This is a genomic window from Arthrobacter sp. SAFR-023 (assembly GCF_051965295.1).
Classification (GTDB): Bacteria; Actinomycetota; Actinomycetes; order Actinomycetales; family Micrococcaceae; genus Arthrobacter.
Genome location: NZ_JBQCMF010000002.1, coordinates 302,421 through 319,909, shown reverse-complemented (window position 1 = coordinate 319,909; position 17,489 = coordinate 302,421). Strand labels below are relative to the sequence as shown.

13 protein-coding genes are annotated in these 17,489 nt (G+C 68.9%); 9 read left to right on the top strand and 4 right to left on the bottom strand.

From position 1 onward, the window contains the following. The first annotated feature begins 27 nt into the window (after positions 1-27). Positions 28-3,375, top strand: a complete 3,348-nt coding sequence (locus tag ACTHQX_RS03585; protein WP_440155690.1) for a glycosyltransferase — start codon at positions 28-30, stop codon at positions 3,373-3,375. Continuing rightward, positions 3,368-5,125, top strand: coding sequence for a DUF5719 family protein (locus ACTHQX_RS03580; RefSeq protein WP_440155688.1), 1,758 nt, complete (start codon positions 3,368-3,370; stop codon positions 5,123-5,125). Before ACTHQX_RS03585 ends, ACTHQX_RS03580 begins: the two co-directional genes overlap by 8 nt. Before the next feature lie 52 nt (positions 5,126-5,177). Here ACTHQX_RS03580 and ACTHQX_RS03575 read toward each other — a convergent pair whose 3' ends face one another. Beyond that, positions 5,178-5,690 carry a metallopeptidase family protein gene (locus ACTHQX_RS03575; protein ID WP_236807700.1) on the bottom strand — a complete coding sequence of 171 codons (513 nt, stop codon included), beginning with the start codon at positions 5,688-5,690 and terminating at the stop codon, positions 5,178-5,180. Positions 5,691-5,812: 122 nt separating this feature from the next. On the opposite strand from ACTHQX_RS03575, the gene ACTHQX_RS03570 reads away from it, so the two are divergent. The 4 genes from ACTHQX_RS03570 (at position 5,813) to ACTHQX_RS03555 (ending at position 9,482) form a co-directional block, all read left to right on the top strand. Then, on the top strand, positions 5,813-6,196 hold the full coding sequence (locus ACTHQX_RS03570) for a DUF3499 domain-containing protein (RefSeq protein WP_236807701.1): 384 nt from the start codon (positions 5,813-5,815) through the stop codon (positions 6,194-6,196). 93 nt (positions 6,197-6,289) lie between these two features. Then, complete coding sequence (locus ACTHQX_RS03565; RefSeq protein WP_440155687.1) at positions 6,290-6,529, top strand: Trm112 family protein; 240 nt, start codon at positions 6,290-6,292, stop codon at positions 6,527-6,529. Between the two features lie 52 nt (positions 6,530-6,581). Continuing rightward, positions 6,582-8,063, top strand: a complete 1,482-nt coding sequence (gene ahcY / locus ACTHQX_RS03560; protein ID WP_440155685.1) for an adenosylhomocysteinase — start codon at positions 6,582-6,584, stop codon at positions 8,061-8,063. Positions 8,064-8,249: 186 nt separating this feature from the next. Next, positions 8,250-9,482, top strand: coding sequence for an Ig-like domain-containing protein (locus tag ACTHQX_RS03555; protein ID WP_440155683.1), 1,233 nt, complete (start codon positions 8,250-8,252; stop codon positions 9,480-9,482). Positions 9,483-9,522: 40 nt separating this feature from the next. On the opposite strand, the gene ACTHQX_RS03550 is transcribed toward ACTHQX_RS03555, so the two are convergent. Next, the gene (locus ACTHQX_RS03550; RefSeq protein ID WP_440155682.1) at positions 9,523-10,335 is read right to left on the bottom strand and encodes an RDD family protein; all 813 of its coding nucleotides are present in this window, start codon (positions 10,333-10,335) and stop codon (positions 9,523-9,525) included. 70 nt (positions 10,336-10,405) lie between these two features. On the opposite strand from ACTHQX_RS03550, the gene ACTHQX_RS03545 reads away from it, so the two are divergent. Next, entirely contained in the window at positions 10,406-11,398 is a 993-nt protein-coding gene (locus ACTHQX_RS03545; RefSeq protein WP_236807706.1) for a stage II sporulation protein M, read from the top strand. Between the two features lie 154 nt (positions 11,399-11,552). After that, positions 11,553-12,824: a TIGR01906 family membrane protein gene (locus ACTHQX_RS03540; RefSeq protein ID WP_440155681.1), complete on the top strand. Its 1,272-nt coding sequence runs from the start codon at positions 11,553-11,555 to the stop codon at positions 12,822-12,824. A 24-nt stretch (positions 12,825-12,848) separates the two neighbouring features. Here ACTHQX_RS03540 and ACTHQX_RS03535 read toward each other — a convergent pair whose 3' ends face one another. Then, the gene (locus tag ACTHQX_RS03535) at positions 12,849-14,678 is read right to left on the bottom strand and encodes an AMP-dependent synthetase/ligase (RefSeq protein ID WP_236807708.1); all 1,830 of its coding nucleotides are present in this window, start codon (positions 14,676-14,678) and stop codon (positions 12,849-12,851) included. Positions 14,679-14,733: 55 nt separating this feature from the next. After that, on the bottom strand, positions 14,734-16,440 hold the full coding sequence (locus ACTHQX_RS03530; protein WP_236807709.1) for a dolichyl-phosphate-mannose--protein mannosyltransferase: 1,707 nt from the start codon (positions 16,438-16,440) through the stop codon (positions 14,734-14,736). 214 nt (positions 16,441-16,654) lie between these two features. Here ACTHQX_RS03530 and rsmI point away from each other — a divergent pair, with 214 nt between their 5' ends. Further along, a complete protein-coding gene (gene rsmI / locus ACTHQX_RS03525; protein WP_440155827.1) occupies positions 16,655-17,476 on the top strand; it encodes a 16S rRNA (cytidine(1402)-2'-O)-methyltransferase in 822 nt (273 codons plus the stop codon). Positions 17,477-17,489: the final 13 nt, after the last annotated feature.

The following is a 17,489-nucleotide window of genomic DNA, read 5'->3' as shown; positions in this document are numbered from 1 at the left end:
CTTCAGGAAGTACACGTCACTGCCGTTGTGGTCGCCCACAACGGCAGTGATTATCTGCCCAGGACACTATCAGCGCTGGCCGCACAGACCCGGCCCGCGGACACCGTGATCGGGGTGGACACCGGCTCACAGGACAATTCGGCTGCCCTCCTGCAGCGCGCCATCGGCGATGCCAATGTCATCACCGTCAATGGCGGCAAGGCAGGGATGGGTGCAGCAGTGCGGGCCGGCCTCGCCGCCCTGGCTCCATGGAGCCTGCAGGGCACGCGGGACCGGTCCGAATGGATCTGGCTGCTGCACGACGACGCTGCACCTGCCCCCGAAGCGCTGGCCGAACTGCTGCATGCAGTGGAGCGCGCCCCGTCCGTTACAGTCGCGGGCTGCAAGCAGTTGGACTGGAACGCCAGGCGGCGCCTGATCGACGTCGGGCTTTCCACCAGCCGCTGGGCCGAGCGGCTCACGCTCATCGAGGCGGACGAACTCGACCAGGGCCAATACGACGGCCGTTCCGACACCTTCGCGGTCAACTCGGCCGGCATGCTGGTCCGGCGCGACATCTGGGAGCACCTCAAAGGGTTTGACCCGGCTCTCCCCGGCACGGGCGACGACGTCGACTTCTGCTGGCGGAACCGGCTGGCCGGCCACCGGGTGGTGGTGGTTCCCAGCGCGAGGATGTTCCATGTGTCCCAGCGGCCGCATGCCCTTGGTACGGCATCGGCGGCGCGACGGGCGCAGGTGCACCTGCGGCTCAAGCACGCCCCGCTGTGGGCGCTGCCGCTGCACGCCGTCGGCGCCCTGTTCGGGAGCCTGCTTCGGCTGATCTTCAGCATCGCGGTGAAGGATCCCGGATACGGTTTCTCGCAGCTCCTGGCAACAGCCGCAGCCCTGGCCCGGCCTGCCGCCCTCGCCCGGGGGCGGCGCAACGCTGCCCGCACCCGCCGGGTCCGCCGCTCCGTGGTCAAAGCGCTGCAGACCGAACGGCGCGAAGTGTGGGGCCACCGGCGCTCCCTGATGGAGGCGCTGGGCGCAGACGACGCGCGGGCCTCCGAGGACAGCAATGATCCGCTGGAGGAACAGCCCAGCGGCGACTCGACGGACGACTTCGCAGCCCTGTCGACGAACGAGCGGGGCTGGGTGGGCAACGGTGCCGTCGCGGCGGTGATCCTCGCCACCGTGGCGTCCTTCGCCGGCCTTGCCGCGCTTTTCCAGGCCGATGCTGCCGCCGGAGGCGCGCTCCTGCCCGTCTCTGCCCGGCTGGAGGACATCTGGCACCACGCCTCCACCTGGTGGATCGGACTGGGCGCCGGACTTCCGGGGCACGGCGACCCCTTCGGCTATGTCCTCTGGATCCTCGGCCTGCTGGGCGGAGGCAACGCGAACGGCGCTGTTATCTGGCTGCTGCTGCTGGCCATGCCGCTCTCCGGCCTGGCTGCCTGGTTCGCCTCCGGCGCCCTGACCTCCTACCGCCGGTTCCGGCTGGCCGCTGCGCTGGTCTGGGCAGCGGCGCCCGCCCTGCAGGTCGCTGTCAACCAGGGGCGCGTCGGTGCTCTGCTGGTGCACGTCATGATGCCGCTGCTGGTTCTGGCGCTGCTGCGGGCCACCGGTTCCGCCCTCGGACGCGGCCGGTTCGCCCCCGTTCCGGCCGGCAGCCTGGCGGACCAGCCGCCGGCCAAGCCCGGAGTCAACGGCACGCCGTCGTGGACGGCAGCCGCAGCCGCCGGGCTGGCACTGGCGGTCATCACCGCCGCTGCGCCGTCGCTCCTGCTGCCGGCCGCCGTTGTGATCATTGCCCTTAGCCTGCTGCTGGGCAAGCGCGGCCGCACGCTCTGGTGGGCTCTGCTGCCGAGCGCAGCGCTGTTTGTTCCGTTTGCGCTGTCCACCCTTGACCGGCCCCGTGCCCTGCTGGCCGACCCCGGACTGCCGCTGCCCTTTGAGGCCGCTGCGGTATGGCAGCAGATCCTGGGCCAGCCGCTCGGCTTCGACCCGGCCGGCGGTCTTTCCGGGCTGGCGCTCTTTTCCGGCGGCTCCGTCCCCTGGGCTCTGCTGCTGGCCCTCCTGATCGGAGCCCCGCTCCTGGCGCTGGCCGTTGCCGCGCTCTTTGTTCCGCTCCGGATCCACCCGGACCGCCGAGGCCGTGTGGCCAGGGCCCTCTGGGTCGCGGCGCTGGTGGTGCTGGCCGGCGGATGGCTGGCAGGCCATGTAGCCACCGCCGCCGGCCCACAGGCCCTCGTGGCGCCTTTCACCGGCCCGGCAGTCTCCGCGGCCGTGTTCGGGCTGCTTGGAGCGGCCATCATCGGCGGCGACGGGCTCCTGGCCCTTGCCGGTTCCGGATCAGGCAACCTGTCCCGCAGCGGGGGAGCGCGGTCCGCCGCCGTGGCCCGCGGTGCCGCGGCGCTGGCGCTGGTGCTCCTGCTCGCCGGACCGCTGGCCGGGCTGGCGGCGTGGGTAGTGCAGAATGTTGTGCAGCCGGCCGAGGCCGTGGTGCACGCTGACACGGCAGACCTCGGGGCGCCCAGGCTCGTGGGTCCCACGGACCCGCGGATGCTGCCCGCTACCGCTGTGGACCGCGGCGAGGGACCGGAGCAGACCCGGACGCTGCTGATCAGCACCGGCGAGGACGGAACATACAGCGCCTCCCTTATGCACGGAGGCGGCACCACGCTGGACAGCCTCTCGACCATCGCGGCCGCCCGGGACATCCTGGGCAACCCCGGGCACGAGTCGGTCCGCGATGACGACGAGGTCACCGCGGCGCTGCGCACCAGCGTGGCCACCCTGGTGGCTGCCCGCGGTGTCGACCCCCGGCCCGAGCTGGAGCGTCTCGGCGTCGGATTCGTCGTCCTGCGCGCCGCTGACACTGCGGCGCAGCTGACCGCCAGCCGAATGGACGCGGTCCCCGGGCTGACAGCCGTGGGTCCCACGGACTCGGGCTGGCTCTGGCGCGTGACACCGCTGAATGACGCCGTCCTGCAGCCCGCCGACGTCGCCCACCGTGTACGCATTGTGGACGGCAAGGGAGCCACGATCGGGCTGGTCCGCTCGGACCTGACCGGAGCCCAGGCGTCGGTGCCCAAGGGCCCTGAGGGCCGGCTGCTGGTGCTCGCCGAGCGGGCAGATCCCGGCTGGACCGCCTGGCTCGACGGCCGGAAACTGACCTCCACCACCTCCGGCTGGTCGCAGGCCTTCACGCTTCCTCCGCAGGCCGGTCAGGTGGCAGTCCGCTATGAAAGCCCCTGGGCGCTTTGGTCCGGCATCCTCCAGGCCGCCGTCATCGGCCTGACGGTCCTGCTGGCGCTCCCGATGCCGGCACGGCGCCCCAACACGGGCCTGTCCAGGGACGAAGGCTCCCTGCGTAAGGAATACCAGAATGTATGAGGAAGAGAACGACGGCGGGACGCCGGCGAAGCGGGGCAGCGGACCGGTAGCCGGGGCTACTGGGGGCACCGTTCCGCGGACCCGCGCTCCGCGAAGCACCGCTCGGGGAAGTAAAGCTTCCGGAGCCAGCGCTTCAGGAACCGGCGCTTCAGAAACCAGGTCCAGCGGTGCCAGCCGCATCGCCGGCCGCCGCGGCATCGTGGCCGGAGTGCTCTCCGGTGTGACCATCCTCGCCGCCGGCGGAGGCCTTGTTGCGGCAACCGCCCTGGCGCCGCAGCCGTCGGCAGCCAGGCCGCTGGAGGCTCCGGAAGCGGCTGTGCCGGCGGGAAGCGTCCAGGACGTCTGCCCGGCTCCGGCGCGGCTCCTCGAAGGAACGCCGGTCGGGACCGACCCCCAGTTCAGCCCCGAATCCGCCACGGCCAGGAGCGCCGTTTCCGCAGCGGTGGTCAGTTCGGCGGGCGGCAGCCTTCCCGGCAGCGCGCTGTCGGCCCTGAAGGGGTCCGAGCTGAGGCGGATCGCCAAGGCGCCCGGCTCGGCGACGGCACCAGCGGGCTCGTCCGGAGTACTCGCCGGGGTTGTGGAAGGGGAAGCCGTGGACGACGTCAGCGTGCTGTCCGCGGATGCGCTGACCAACCGGCAGCCGGCGGCGGGAGCCCTCATGGCCTACACGGCAACCGACGGGGACCTGCAGGGGTCGGCGGCAGCCGCCTGCCAGACGCCCTCGAACGACCTCTGGCTCGGCGGCGCCAACACCGCGGTGGGCCGCAGCAGCGTCCTCAACCTCACCAATGCCTCCACCACCCCTGCAACGGTGAACCTCGAGCTTTACGGGAAGACCGGCCAGATCAAGGCCTCCGGCAGCCGCGGCCTGCTGGTGGGGCCGAAGTCGACGCGCTCCATCATCCTGGCTGGCCTAGCTCCCGGGGAGGAACGGCTGAGTGTTCACGTCCGGAGCACGGGTGGGCCCGTCAGCGCCTTCATCCAGCAGAGCGTGCTGCGCGGGCTGACCTCCGGCGGCGTGGATTTCATTGCGCCGGGGACTTCCGCGGGTCCGTCCCAGGTGATGACAGGGATTGACATCCAGGACGCCGGGGACGTGAAGTCACTGACCGGCGGATCCGGTTTTGAGGACGCCGGACCGTCGCTGCAGATCACTGTTCCCGGCCCGTCGGACGCCGTGGTGGAGGTGAAGCTTTTTGGCCGCGCCGGCCAGCAGGCCCTCCCGGGAGGAGGCGTTGTCACGGCCAAGGCAGGCACCGTTACCGAGGTCCCCCTCTCCGGCGTTCCGGCCGGCCATTACACCGTTTCGGCAACATCGGACGTCAGCATCGTGGCGGCCGCGCGGGTGAGCCGGGGGCTCAAGGCCAGCCAAAGCCTGGACTTCGCGTGGTCACCCGCCACGGCCCAGCTGGGCAGCCAGCACGTGGTCCCTCTTCCCCAGGGCGGGGAGCGGCTGCTGGTCTTCGGAGCCCTGGATGGCAGGGCCACCATTTCCTATACCCCCATTACAGCGGACGGGAAACTCCGCACGGCGGCTACCGCGGACATCGCCGCCGGGACCACCACCACCCTTAAGGCAGCCGGGCGGATCGGGGACTCCGCCGTCGTCGGCTATCTGGTGTCCGCCTCTGGCGGGGCCGCGTACGGCACGGTGCTGCTGGAACGGGAAGGCCGGAACGATGTCTCCACCGTGGCCATCGCCCCCGGCGCAGAAGGACAGGAAAAAGTGCCGGTGACGCTGGGCTACTAGCGCGGTCTCGCCGCCGGGGGCCGGAGCCGGCCGCACGTGGGTGGTGCCAGGCCTAGTAGCGGCGGCGGTAGACCGGATCCAGTGTCTCCGGGGCGACGCCCAGCATTTCGGCGGTGTGCTCCACCACCACATCATGTACCAGATCCTGGAGTTCCTCCTTGACGGGGCAGGCCTGCTCAACCACGCGGCGGTACAGCGTGATGGTCGGGCCCTCGTCGTCGGTGGCGGGGGTGTAGCAGCCCAAGGGAGCGGGCAGGCCGTCTGCCAGCAGCTGTTCCAGGTTAGGCGGGATCTCGTCGACGGCGAACCGGACGCCGTCGAGCGGCTTGCCCCAGATGTCATGAAGCCGCTGGGCGGAGTCCATGACGAGTTCGTCAAACCGGTCCGAGCGGCTCCGGTAGCCAGGGAGTGTGGGCAGCAGCAGTTCGCCCCGGAGGCCGCGGCCGTGCCGGTTGCGCCGGCGTTGGGTGAAGCTCCGGCCAGCGGGAGCACCGTCGGCGTCCCGGGGCGCTTCCGGGTCAGCCAACCGGACCGTGAAACCCGAAGAATGGTGCGATGACTGCATATACAGACTTTAGACCCGCCGAATGATTTGTGCGACATAACCGGACCGGAGCGGCGCTGCCGTGGCGCGGGCCGTTCGTCAATGTCGGGAAATCTGCCTGAGGCGGAGTATTCTGTGTTTTCGTGGGTGCAATACGTCAGTGTTCCAGGTCAGCCTGCCGCCAGTCTGCGGTGGCAACTTTGACGTACGTCTATGCGGACTCCACCGCCGTCCTCGGCCCGCTGGCAACCTATGCCGAGCCGCACTGCTACGACCTTTGCGAGCAGCACGCCAATTCCCTCACCGTCCCGCGCGGCTGGGAAGTGCTCCGCCTCGCCATGCCCTCGCAGCCGCCCCAGCCCGGTCCGGACGACCTCCTCGCCCTGGCAGACGCCGTCCGTGAGGCTGCGTCCCGCCCTGCGTCCCCGGCCCCGGGGCAGCGCGCCGTCCACTCGGCGCTCGAAGCGCCCGCCGCAACCGAAGGCACCCGCCGCGGCCACCTGCGCGTCCTGCGCGAACCGTCCTAGGCTTGCACCGACCGTCCTCATACTGAACTGGCGGTAGGCTGGAAGCTGAAATCCGTCAGCCACAGCGCTTGTGCCCAGCAGGGAGCATCCACCATGCCAAAGATCAGTCCTGAACTGTTGTCCGTTCTGCGTTGCCCGGTCACCGGATCGGCTCTGACCCAGGAGGGCGAGGAACTCGTCTCAACGGCGGCGGCGGAGAGCGGCGAGCGGCTTCGGTACGCCATAGAAGACGGCATCCCGCTGCTGCTTCCCCCGGAGCTCCGCGCCGCAGCCACAGCCGCCCGGTCAGACCAGCACGACTCCGGCCCGGCAGCGGCCGCCCCCACCGCCTAACACCCAGCCAGCACCGCAGAAGGCTAGACGCCGGATACAGCAAAGGATTCCCATGACGTTCGATTACAAGGTTGCCGACATCTCCCTGGCCGAGGCCGGGCGCCACCAGATCCGCCTCGCCGAGCACGAGATGCCGGGGCTCATGTCGCTGCGCCGGGAATTCGGACCCACCCAGCCCCTCAAGGGTGCCAGGATCGCAGGGTCGCTGCACATGACCGTGCAGACCGCAGTGCTCATCGAGACCCTCACGGCACTCGGCGCCGAGGTCCGCTGGGCCTCCTGCAACATCTTCTCCACCCAGGATGAGGCCGCGGCCGCCGTCGTCGTGGGTACCGGCAGCGTGGAGGACCCGCGGGGCGTCCCCGTGTTTGCCTGGAAGGGCGAAACGCTGGAGGAATACTGGTGGACCGCCGAGCAGATCCTCACCTGGCCCGGTGCTGACACGAACCCTGAGCTGGGCCCGAACATGATTCTCGACGACGGCGGCGACGCCACGCTGCTGCTGCACCGCGGCGTGGAGTTTGAGGCGGCCGGCGCCGTTCCGGCCGCCGCCGCCAACGACCCCGAAGAATATGGGATCGTCCTTGACGTCCTGCGCCGGACGCTGGCCGAGGACCCGAAGAAGTGGACCCGGCTCGCCGCCGGCATCCACGGCGTCAGCGAGGAAACCACCACGGGCGTGCACCGCCTCTACCAGCTGGCCGAACAGGGCAAGCTGCTCTTCCCGGCCATCAACGTCAACGACTCCGTGACGAAGAGCAAGTTCGACAACAAGTACGGCATCCGCCATTCCCTGCCGGACGGCCTCAACCGGGCCACCGATGTCCTCATGGGCGGCAAGGTCGCCGTCGTCTGTGGTTACGGCGACGTCGGCAAGGGTGCCGCCGAGGCGCTCCGCGGCCAGGGCGCGCGCGTGATCGTCACCGAAATCGATCCCATCTGCGCGCTGCAGGCAGCCATGGACGGCTACCAGGTGGCCAGGCTGGAAAGCGTGCTGGACCAGGGCGACATCTTCATCACCACCACGGGCAACAAGGACGTCATCATGGCCGAGCACATGGCCGGCATGAAGAACAAGGCCATCGTGGGCAACATTGGGCACTTCGACAACGAAATCGACATGGCAGGCCTCGCCCGGATCCCCGGCATCCGGAAAATCGAGATCAAGCCCCAGGTCCACGAATGGGTCTTCGGCGGCGACGCGGCGGACGCCACCCGGTCCATCATCGTCCTGTCCGAAGGGCGCCTGCTGAACCTGGGCAACGCCACCGGCCACCCGTCGTTCGTCATGAGCAACTCCTTCGCCAACCAGACCATCGCCCAGATCGAGCTGTTCACCAAGAAGGACCAGCCCGAAGGCGAGCGGGAATACGAAAACCAGGTCTACGTGCTGCCCAAGATCCTGGACGAGAAGGTGGCGCGGCTGCACCTCGGTGCCCTGGGTGTTGAGCTCACCGAGCTGTCCAAGGACCAGGCCGAGTACCTGGACGTGGACGTGGCCGGCCCGTTCAAGCCGGAGCACTACCGCTACTAAAAGTGGCCCGCCACGGCGCACCGCAGTGCGTCGTGGCGGCCGCTGCGTGTCATGGCTACCCGGCGCGCCGTCGGTCTCCGCGTCAGGGGCAGCGCCGCCGTGCGATAAAATCGACTGGTCAGCGTTGCCGCTGGGCACACGGACGGATGCCGATCGGCAGCCCGGTGGGACACGGAGAAACCAGTCATGACGGAAAAGAACAACCGCAAAACCGGCACGATCATCGCCATTGCCGCCATTTGCGCTGCGGTTGCTGCCGGCGGAATCGGCGTCGCCACCGCTCCTGGCTGGGCCAAGCCTGCGCCCCAATCCGAGGCCTCCAGCCCCGTCCGCAACGAGCCGGGCCTGGCCACCCCCGTGGTCAAGGCCGTGGAGCTGGGTGTGACACCGCTCGATGGGGCCAAAGGCGTAAATCCGGCCGTGGCGCCCTCCGTCAAGGCGGTCAACGGCCGCGTCCAGGACGTTGTGCTGGTGCCGGCAGCCGGGGGAGAGGCCGTCAAGGGCACTGTCAGCGCCGACGGCAGCACATGGACAGCGGCGGACCCGCTGCTCTTCAACACGCCCTACAACTACAGCTACACCATCGTGGATGAGGCGGGCCGGGAAACCAAGAAGGCCCAGACGTTCACCACCGTGGAGCCCGCCAATGAGGCGGACGCCGCCGTGTACCCGGAGGACGGCTCCACGGTCGGCGCAGGGCAGCCCATCGACATCGTGTTCAGCGAACCTGTCACCAACAAGGCGGCGGTTGAAAAGGCTGTCAAGATCACCGTCTCCTCCAAGCAGCCCGTCGCCTGGCACTGGTACTCGGACCAGAAGGCGCGCATCCGCCCGGAGAAGTTCTGGGCATCCAACAGCCAGGTCACCGTGGACATGAAGCTGTTCGGAGTGGACTTCGGCAACGGCATGATCGGCAACTTCGACGCCAAGGTGCAGTTCAAGGTGGGCCAGCAGCGCCTGGCAGTGGTGGACGACAACACCAAGACCATGAAGGTCTACTTCGACGGCAAGCTGGTCAGGACCGCACCCGTCACCCTGGGCGGCTCCGACTGGCTTTCCCCGTCCGGCTACGCCGTGATCATGGAGCAGGAACGGAATTCCAAGTTCAACGCAGGGAGCATCGGCCTGAAGCCCGGCGACAAGGGGTACTACCCGCCGCTGACCGTGGAGTACGCCAACAGGCTCACGTCCTCCGGCGTCTACGTCCATCAGGCGCTCGAATCGGCATGGGGCTACGTGGGCGTATCCAACGTCTCCCACGGCTGTGTCGGGCTGCTGCCCGTGGACGCAGCCTGGTTCTTCAACAACATGAAGTCCGGCGACGTCGTCCAGGTCCTGAACACGGGCGCCGCGCCGGTGGAGCCGCTCGAGGGCTACGGCGACTGGAACATTCCCTGGGCCCAATACGCCAAACGGTAGGGCCCAGTACGCCAGGCGCCCAGGCCCAGTAGGCCCAACGCTAGCTGTCCCTGGACACCGTGAACGGCAGCCGGTGCAGCCGTTCGCCGATCCTGTTGCTTTCCGTGCGTGCCGCGCCCAACCGGCGGAGTTCGCGGATGCGGCGTTCGGCCAGGACCGCGGCAAGGTAGTCGTCGGGAGTGGTCCCCGGCGGCGGTGACGGTGCCACGAAGCCGGACATTTCGGTGGCGAGGGCTGCGGCCATGCCGCTGCGCGACAGCGGCGACATCCGCGGTGCCTGGCGCATGAATTGCGCGGCACGCCGTCCCAGGGCGTCCGGAATCCGGCCGATGTCCGCGGCTTCAGCCCAGGCGGCCAGGTGCCGCGGAGTGACGGGGACGATTGAGGGTTCCACCGGTACCCGGCGCCGCAGCGAGTAGGTGCCCGCCACAATGTCGCCCAGCCGGCGGGACCTGCCGTCGAATAGGGCGACGGCGATGGCAACACCGCCGAAGGTCAGGTAGATCTCCAGGAACCCGATCAGCGCCCTGATGACCGCGTGGCGGAAACGGATGGCCCCGCCGTCGTCACGCACTATCCTCAGCCCGGCCGCCAGTTTCCCGAGCGACAGGCCCCGGGTCAGGGTCTCCACCGTTGCCGGGAGGATGACGAAGCACAGCACCACGCTGACCAGGGTGAGTGCCCCGGCTGCCGCCTCGTCGAGTTCATCCCGGGCGGCGCCCATGGCCATGAGTATTGCTGTCAGCAGCGCGGAATTCACCACGACGTCGAGCAACAGGCCGAGGGCGCGGGCAGCGAAGGACGCCGGACGGAGTTCAAGGACGACTGCCTCGCCTGTGATGAGTGGACTCAATTCCTGCCCCGTATGTCGTTCCGGCCACCGGTCGCCTAAAGTCTAGTTCGCCGCAGGCTAGGGTAGGAGCGTGGACATGGACGCCTTCTCCGCCGTCAACTCTGACACGTGGTCGCGGCTGCATCACCTTGCGCACCAGCGGCGTCTGAGCGGTGCCGACGCCGATGAGCTGCTGCGCCTGTACCAGGTGACCTCCGCCCATCTCTCCCTGCTGCGTTCCACCGGGCCGGAAAGCGGCCTGTCCGCATCCCTCTCTGCCACTTTGGCGCAGGCGCGTACCCGTTTCACCGGGGCACGGTCCAACTTCATGGAGGACCTGGCGCAGTTCTTCGTGCTGGCGCTCCCGGCCGCGTTGTACCGGATCCGCTGGCTGACCCTGGCCTGTGGCGCCGCGTTCTGCCTCGTAGGCTTCGCCTTCGCCCTGTGGATTGGGACTTCCCCCGAAGCCCTGCGTGCCGTTGCCACGGAAAGGGAAGTCCAGCGGTACGTGGAGCAGGACTTTATTGACTACTACTCGGAGAACCCGGCGGCGTCCTTTGCCGGGGCCGTCTGGACCAACAACGCCTGGATCAGTGCACAGGCGGTGGCCCTGGGCATCACCGGTTTCTGGGTGCCCATGATCCTGTTTGCCAACGCCCAAGGGGTGGGGGTGGCCGCCGGGATGTTCGCCGCGGTGGGAAAAACGGACGTGTTCTTCAGTTACATCCTGCCGCACGGGCTGATGGAGCTGACAGCAGTTTTCGTGGCTTGCGCGGCCGGGCTGAGAATCTTTTGGGCCATGGTGTCACCGGGCACCCGGACCCGGTCCCGCGCCGTCGCAGCAGAGGGCAGGTCCATGATCACGGTGGCGCTAGGCCTGGTTTTGGTGCTGTTTGTTTCAGGCCTCGTGGAGGGTTTCGTTACGCCCAGCACTTTGCCCGTGTGGGCGAAAATCAGTATCGGCGCGGGGGTACTGGCGGCATACTGGTGGTATGTGCTGGTCTGCGGAGGACGGGCTTACCGCGCCGGCGCGCGCGGCGACCTGGGCAGCCAGGACGCCGGCTATACAGAACTTGCAGCCTGATTATTACCGCCGGCTGATTATTCCTGCCGTGGCGGGGTGGCACATCGCGGTGCCGGAGCGGCTGACGGTAGGCTCTTGGGGAGATACAAAGCGCTGCCCGGCCCCGGCATTCCCGGTGGCCTCGGAGCGTGGACGCCTACGGAAGTGAAGCGCAGTGAAAGACAATACTCCGACCCCGTCCGGACGACTTGATCCGCGGCTGGATCCGGCGGCAAACCCCGCGCTGGATCCCGCGGAGGACACCGACGAGCCGGCGTTTGACTGGATGAAGCCCGCGCCTGCAGCCCGCGCCGCCGAGGAGGAGGGCGCGGCCGGTCCTGCCGCGGCCCAGCCGGAAAGCCGTGCCGACCGCAAGGCGGCGGAAGCGGCCGCCGCCGAGGGGGCCGGGACAGACCATGCGGAGGCGGGCCGGGACGCTGCGACAGACCGGGACGCTGCGACAGACCGGACCACGAAGTTCCGCCAGCCGTCTCCGGCCGGTTCCTCCGCCATGGGCACCCGCTTCAGTGAACCAAAGCCCTTCAGTGAACCACGGCCTTTTAGTGAACCATTGCCCACCTCCGCCCTGCAGGTACGCCCTCCGCAGGAGGAAGTGGAGCGCCGCAACGCCGAGCGCGAGCAGGCAGCCAGGGCCAAACCCGTGCTGCCCCGGTTCCTCCAGGTCTTGCTGGCCATCTTCTATCCCGTCATCCTCCTGGTCCTGGCCGTGCGCGCCGTGACCAGCCCGCTTTTCCTCTGGGTGGAGTACCACCGGCCCGGTTTCCCCGGGGACGGCTACGGCTTCAATGCGGACGACCGCATGACGTACGGTTCCTACGCCGTGGACTACCTGAGCAACTGGTCCGGTCCGCGCTACCTTGGCGAACTGGTCAACCGCAGCGGCGAAAAGCTGTTCAAGGACGGCGAGGTCAGCCACATGGCCGACGTGAAGCTCGTCTTCCTGTCCGCGTTCGGAGGCGGGGCTCTGCTGATCCTGATCAGCATCATCGCCATCATCCACCTGCGGCGGCGCACGCCCGGCGGAGTGCGCCGGGGGCTGTTCGCCGGCTCCATTGTGACGCTGGTGCTCATCATCGGACTGGGCACCCTTGCCGCCCTGGGGTGGCAGCAGTTCTTCACCGAGTTCCACCGCATCTTCTTCGCCGCCGGCTCCTGGACGTTCGCGCTGGAGGACACGCTCATCCGGCTCTTCCCCGGGCAGTTCTGGATCGACGCGGGCCTGGTCATTGCTGCGCTCGTCCTGATCACAGCGGTGGTGACGCTGATCCTGACCTGGCCCACCCGCAGGCGCCGTGGACTGGCCCCGGCCAGGAAGGGCCGCAAGGGCGCCGATGGTGAGGGCGACGCAGAGGGCAGCGACGTGAAGGACGACTCCGGGACCGATGAGGCCCCGCGGACAGGCAGCGTCCGTCCCGTGAACCTGTAGCGGCGTTTCGGCGGGGACGGCTGTTCAGCCGTACAGCTCCTCGATTTCCGTTTCATAGTCCCTGACGACGGCGGCCCTCTTTAGTTTGAGGGACGGTGTCAGGTGCCCGGACTCCACCGTGAAGGCTGCATCCAGGACACGGAACTTGCGGATGGCTTCGGCCTGGGACACGAGGCTGTTGGCCTGGTCCACCGCTTCCTGGATAGCACTGCGCACAGCGTCGTCCGTGCACGCTTCCGCGGGGCTGAGCAGCGGGACGCTGCGCGCCGAGCACCAGTGCTCGAGTCCCTCGGGGTCGAGGTTGACCAGGGCAGAAATGAACGGCTTCCCGTCACCCACCACCACGGCGTGGCCCACGAGCTGGTGTTCGCGGATCTTCTCCTCGAGCGGCCCCGGCGCCACGTTCTTGCCGGCGGCCGTGACCAGCAGGTCCTTTTTGCGGCCCGTAATGGTGAGGAACCCCTCGGCGTCCAGCGAGCCCAGGTCCCCGGTGCGGAAGAAACCGTCCGCGAAGGCCTCGGCGTTGGCCGCCTCGTTGGCGTGGTAGCCCTTGAACACCCCGATGCCCCTCACCAGGATCTCGCCGTCCTCCGCGATCCGGATGGTGGTGCCCGGGATCGGGATCCCTACCGAGCCCACACGGGTCAGGCCCGGCGTGTTCACCGTGCACGGTGCGGTGGTCTCCGTCAGGCCGTAGCCTTCGAGCACGGCTATCCCCGCGCCCCTGAAGAAGTGCGTATCGCGGGCGTTAAGCGGGCCTGCACCGGAAACGGCGTACTCCATGTTGCCGCCGAACACCTGGCGCAGCCGGGGATACACGAGGCGGTCGAACAGTGCGTGCTGCGCCCGCAGCAGTGCACCCGGCCCGCTGCCCTTTCCGCGCCGGGCGGCATCCAGGGCCTCCGAGTGGCGGACCGCCACCCCGGCGGCGAGGCTGAAAAGCCGCAACTTCCCGGCATCCTTTGCCTTTTGCTCGGCTCCGGCGTGGACCTTCTCGAAGATGCGGGGGACAGCCAGCAGGAAGGTCGGCTTGAAGGTTCCCAGGTCATCGAGCAGCTGGGCAGCTCCGGAGGCGTGGCCGAGAGTCACTCCGGCAGTGAGGCACACCACCTGGACGGCCCGGGCCAGCACGTGGGCCAGCGGCAGGAACATCAGGGTCCTGGCGTCCTCCCGCTGCAGCAGTTCGGGGAGGACGGCCACGATGTTCCGTGCAACGAGGGCGAAGTTTCCATGCGTGATCTCGCACCCCTTGGGCCTGCCGGTGGTGCCGGAGGTATAGACGAGGGACGCCACATCCTGCAGTGCGGCTGCCGAGCGGTGCCGCTCCAGTTCGGCGTCCGTCACCCCGGCCCCTGCGGCGGCGAGGCTGGCAAGGTTGGGGGCTTCGCCGTCGTAATCCATCCGCACCACCGGCACCAGCCGGCCGGCGAGGACGCTGGAGGCGGACAGGACCTGGTCCAGCAGCGCCGCCTTCTGGCGGTCTTCGACGAAGACCCGCCCGGCGCCGGAGTCGGACAGGATCCACTCCACCTGGCTCGCCGAGGAGGTCTCGTAGATGGGCACGGTCACACCGCCGGCAAACCAGATGGCGAAATCCACGAGCGTCCACTCGTAGCGGGTGGCGGAGAGGACGGCGACGGTGTCCCCGGGCGCCAGGCCGCCGGCAATGAGGCCTTTGGCCAGGGCCGTGACCTGGTCAAGGAAGTGCCCGGCGGTGATGTTCTGCCAGCCGCTGGCGTCACGGCGGGCGTAGACGGCATGCGAAGGGTTGTGCCGGTAACAGTCCAGGAGCAGGTCGGTGACGTTGCTGCCGGCCTCCAGTGCAACCATCAGCTCCGTGCTTGCTTCCCTCACAGGCGGGTCTCCATTCCGTTGATGATCACGTCCGGGCTCCACCTGCAATCGTGCCTCAGATCCAGGAAGGCATCCACATTCTGAGCCGCCAGTCCTGGTACGTAATCATTTCGGCGGTCCACACCGGGTAGAAGAAGGAGGAGATCAGGACCGCGGCCACGAGGAACAGGGCGACGCCGTACAGCCCCGAGCGCCGGCGCCACGGCGGGTCGCTGGTTTTCCCCAGTACCAGGCCCAGGCAGTACACGAGCGCCAGGACCAGGAAGGGTTCGAAGGACACCACGTAGAAGAAGAACATGGTGCGTTCCGGGTACATGAACCAGGGCAGGTAGCCGGAGCCGACGGCGGCCAGCACGGCACCGGCCCGCCAGTCGCGCCTGCCCGCCCACCAGAACAGCAGGATGACGAGTGCGACGGCGGCGCTCCACCAGATCAGCGGGTTGCCGACGGACAGGATGGCCGAGGTGCAGTTGGCGAAATCACAGCCGGGGGTGCCCTGCTTGGGGGACTCGTAGAAGAACGAGGTGGGCCTGCCCATCACCAGCCAGCTCCAGGCGCTCGCCTCGTAAGGGTGCTCCGAGCTGAGCCCCTGATGGAACTTGTAGGCCTCAAAGTGGTAGTGCGCCAGTGACCGCACGGAGTCCGGCAGCCAGCCCCATTCCGCGCTGGGGTTCGTCTCCGCCCACCGCCGGTAGTAGGCATCCGTGGACCGGAACCATCCCGTCCAGCTGGCGGCGTACGTCAAGGCGGCCACGGGCACGATGCTGACGAAGGCCAGGAGCCCGTCCTTGGTGATTCCGGCACTGATCCAGCCGCGGACGCCGGCGGTCCGCCGGGCGCTCAGGTCCCAGAACACCGTCAGGAGCCCGAAACCGGCCACGAAAAACAGCGCCGACCACTTGGTGCCGGCTGCCAGGCCCAGGCAGATGCCTGCCGCAATCCGCCACCAGCGGACACCCAGCCACGGGCCGGACAGCAGCTGGAGCGTGGATGGCCTGCCGGTGGGGGAAGTGGCCGCCTGCCTGCCGAGCCGGGCCGCCAGCCGCCGCCGGCCGTCGTCGCGGTCCAGCAACAGGGCGCCGAACGCCGCCAGGACCCAGAACATCAGGAAGATGTCCAGCAGCGACGTGCGTGACATGACCAGGTGGTGCCCGTCGACGGCGAGCAGCAGCCCGGCCGCGCCGCCAAGGACCAGGGAGCCGAAAAGCTTCTGGGCTATCAGCGCGAGGAGGGCCACGGACAGGGTGCCGGTCAGCGCCGCGGCGAACCGCCAGCCGAAGGGGTTGTCGGCCCCGAAGAGCCACATGCCTGCGGCGATCATCCACTTGCCCACGGGCGGGTGCACCACGTATTCGGGCGTGTTCAGCAGCACGTTGGGGTTGCCGGCCACGAACGCGTCGTTGGCCTTGTCCGGCCAGCTCCGCTCGTAGCCGCTCACCAGCAGCGAATAGCCGTCCTTGACGTAATACGTCTCGTCAAACACGAGGCTGCGGGGGTTATCCAGCCGGACGAACCTCAGGACGCCGCCCACGGCGGCCGCCAGGGCGGGAACCAGCCAGAACCAGAGCCGCAGCGACGGCGGGTAGTCCCGCCACGTACGGATGCCGCCGATCAGGCGCCGGGTGAGGGCGTCAGCCGTGAATGCCTCCGAGGGGCGGCTGATCCAGCGCTTCCCGAGCGGGCCACGGCCTTCCGCGGCGGGTGCGGAAGCCGGGGTAATCGGTGGTTCGGCCCCGTCAGGCCGCACGGAGGTCTGCGTCACGAGCCCATGCTACCGTTTTGCGGCTGGTTCGAACCCGAAGAAAGGCGAGAGCGCCGGACGGCAGTAGGCTGGATCCGTGGACCATGAAGCGAACACCGCCCCTGACAGCAGTTCCGACGCCGCCAGCAATTCAGGGGCGGCCGGCAGTTCAGAACCGGATGCCGGGACCGCCGGCAGAAGGGAACAGGACCTCCGCAGCGGCGGTCCTGGACGGATCGTCCTGGCCGCAACACCCATCGGCAACGTGGGCGACGCTTCCTCCCGGCTCGTGGAACTGCTGGCGACGGCGGACATCGTGGCTGCCGAGGACACCCGGCGGCTGCACCGCCTGGTGCAGAGCCTGGAGGTCGCCGTGAGCGGGCGGATCATCAGCTACCACGAGCACAACGAGGCCACCAAGACCGCGGAACTCCTGGAGCAGGTCCGCTCCGGAAAGACCCTCGTCATGGTCACCGACGCGGGCATGCCCGCAGTCTCCGACCCCGGCTTCCGGCTGGTCGAAGGCGCGGTGGCTGCGGGACTCACCGTCACGGCCGTCCCCGGACCGTCGGCCGTCCTCACCGCACTGGCCCTGTCAGGCCTGCCCACCGACAGGTTCTGTTTCGAAGGGTTCCTGCCCCGGAAGGCCAGCGAACGCGCCGCCCGCCTGGCGGATCTCGACGCCGAACGCCGCACCATGGTCTTCTTCGAGGCGCCGCACCGGCTTGAAGCCATGCTGCGGGCGCTGCACGAGCGCTTCGGCCCGGACCGGCGCGCGGCGGTGTGCCGCGAACTCACCAAGACCTACGAGGAGGTCCTCCGCGGCTCGCTCCGGGAAATGCTGCAGTGGGCGGAGGCCAACGAGGTGCGCGGCGAGATCGCCGTGGTGGTGGCGGGTGCGCCGGAGCGTGCGCCCGGCTCCCCGGAGGACGGCGTCGCCGCCGTCAATGAACTCGTGGCCAAGGGTGTCCGGCTCAAGGACGCCGTCGCTGCCGTCGCCGAAGAAACCCGCGTGAGCAAGCGGGAACTGTACTCAGCCGTCCTCGCGGCGCGGTGACATCCCCGCTCCG